Origin of the sequence: Okeania sp. SIO2B9, assembly GCF_010672505.1 — a bacterium.
GTDB lineage: Bacteria > Cyanobacteriota > Cyanobacteriia > Cyanobacteriales > Microcoleaceae > Okeania > Okeania hirsuta.
In genome coordinates this window covers 1-2,695 of record NZ_JAAHGK010001074.1, presented here as the reverse complement: position 1 = coordinate 2,695, position 2,695 = coordinate 1, and the positions used below count along the sequence as shown (strand labels likewise).

Here is a 2,695-nt window from a genome sequence, read left to right as displayed (position 1 = left end):
TCTCTAGTAATTGTTTATGAGTGAAGAATTATTTAGATTTTCTTGCCTTCTCAATCACGATTGATTTTAATTTGATAAACAATTGACATTGGGTTTATTGTCGGAAATTTCACACTAACTAAGTGGAATTATCTTTTTCAATTATTTCTCTATACTGATGACTATCTCAAAATGCTACTATAAATTTTGAATTTATGACTTAACTATAGCAGTCCTATGTAATATTTCTGTAGTAATCAGGAGTTAGGAGTTAGGAGTCAGGAGTCAGGAGTCAGGAGTCAGATTTATCGAGGTTTTTCGTCAATCTTAACTATTATAAAAATTCTCACAAATCATTTAGGATTGCTATACTAACTCAGTAACTTTTTCCCTAAAAAATTACAATTAAAATAGAATGGCAAGAGATATAAATTAGTCTTTATTTAGCAAGATGAGTTATACATAAACTTGGATCGAGTAAGTAAAATAAATCTCACTCATCATATAGTGTTTTTATTGGAGAGTTGAAACTTAGATGAGATTTTTTTACACATAATTTGCCGATATTATATAAACATCCTAAATAGTAAAGGTATATCAAGGAAAGTAGGGTTAAGTTGTTAGGGTGCATCTCAATTTTTAATAAAGCCAAAAACTTATCACTTTTAGGCAACAGGCAACAGGGAATAGGGAATATATAGGAAAAAAGTATTTTTGCAAATATGAGATGCACCCAGTTGTTAGATGTTCCTTTTCAGAATAACGTCTTTTTCATAACCTATTTAAAGTCACTATAACAATCCTAAAGTATTTGTAAAAATTTTCAAATATAGTTCAAAATATTTAAGTTTGATAATTGCTATAAGAGACCGCATTATTGATCTCTATTTGTGTTGTGGCAAAATTACAATTACAGAATACATAATATAAACCAGATAATATAGCGGGAATTTGTTGACTATTTTCACTTTTTGTATTTAGGTTTAAGCCCTCATTTATCACCAATTAGCTGATGACTAAATGAAGTCGGAATCAAGATTGAGTGACTAATAAATAATTAAAAGTATGGATAAAACCGCATCAAACCAGATTTTATCTACCTGGCAACTTCTACATTTTTTGAGGAAAATTTGTCTGGACTAACTTTTCTAATTAGTATAGCGTTTTGATAGCTGACTACTAATAACTGAGAGCTAAATGCTTACTCCTAGATAGATTATTTTTTGTCTATAATTTAAAGTAGATAAGTAAATTAGGTCAGAGGTAATGTTATGACTCCAAATCCTGCGATAATAACAGCCGTGGAGAATTTGGACTACCGTGTTACAGTGGGAGATGTGGCGGCTAAAGCTGGATTAGATGTGAAAGTGGCAGAACAAGGATTATTAGCTTTAGCTACAGATGCTGGTGGTCATTTACAAGTATCAGAAACAGGGGAAATTGCTTATTTATTTCCTAAGAATTTTAGGGGTATTTTAAGGAATAAATTCTGGCGGTTAAGATGGCGAGAATGGTGGGAGAAAGTTTGGCGAGTATTGTTTTATTTAATCCGAATTTCTTTTGGTATTTTGTTGATACTTTCTCTTGTAATTATACTGGTGGCTATTGCGATTATTGTGATTTCTCTTAACTCTAGTGGTGATAGAAATGATTCAGGTGGTAGGAGTAATAATTCCGGTGGCGGAATGATGTTTTTCCCTGGGTTTTGGTTTAATCCTAATTGGTTTTTGTTGTTTGATTGGGGTTATTACGATCGCCCCTACAGATATCAACGTCAAAGACAAGAATATCATTCCCAAGGTGAAAAAAATGGGATGAATTTTTTTGAAGCGGTGTTTTCTTTTTTGTTTGGAGATGGCAACCCAAATTACAATTTAGATGATCGACGTTGGTGGGCGATCGCTACTGTGATTAAGAATAATCAAGGGGCGGTAGTTGCTGAACAAATTGCTCCTTATTTAGATGATTTGGGTAAAGGTTATGCTTTGGAATATGAAGAGTATATTTTACCAGTATTAATTCGTTTTAATGGTCGTCCAGAGGTTAGTCCTGAAGGTCAAATTGTTTATCATTTTCCTGAGTTACAAGCAACGGCAAAAGGGTGGAATTCTCAGCCTGTTTCTGCATTTTTAAAGGAAAAACTTTGGCGGTTTAGTGAGGCAACTTCTGGTCAAATAATGTTAGCAACTGGGTTGGGTGCTATAAATTTTGTTGGTGCTTTAGTTTTAGGTTCTTTGCTAGAAGATGGTACAGTAGCAGCTCAGTTAGGAGGATTTATTTCTTTTGTTGAAGTTATTTATCCTCTTCTACTGGTTTATGGTGTTGGTTTTTTAGTTTTACCTTTAATTCGTTATTTTTGGGTACAATGGCAGAATAGTAAAGTAGAGGTACGGAATCAACAAAGACAAAAAAGAGTTATTACTTTGAATCATAGCGATCATCAGTTAAAACAGAAAATTGAATATGCTAAAAAATTTGCTAGTGAAACTATTATTGGTCGCGAAAGTTTAGCATATACAACTGAAAATAGTATCCTAGAACAGGAAACTGAACAAGCAGATAAAATTGATGCTGAATGGCAAAAAAGATTAAATCAATCAGATACTAAGGAATAAGTTATTTACTTTATTAAACTGAAAATACCTGTGAATATAGAATTATCATATAAATCTAAGCTGAACAAAAGTTGTTTGAGAATAAGCTAATCAATAAAATA

General features: G+C 32.2%; 1 protein-coding gene. It reads left to right on the top strand.

Annotated features, from left to right (window positions below):
* Positions 1–1,250 precede the first annotated feature (1,250 nt).
* Positions 1,251–2,594 carry a hypothetical protein gene (locus tag F6K13_RS27370; RefSeq protein ID WP_287289037.1) on the top strand — a complete coding sequence of 448 codons (1,344 nt, stop codon included), beginning with the start codon at positions 1,251–1,253 and terminating at the stop codon, positions 2,592–2,594.
* The last annotated feature ends 101 nt before the right edge of the window (positions 2,595–2,695 follow it).

Excerpts from the sequence above, each read along its gene's own strand:
- F6K13_RS27370 (WP_287289037.1), top strand. The coding sequence starts at position 1,251 with ATGACTCCAAATCCTGCGATAATAACAGCCGTGGAGAATTTGGACTAC.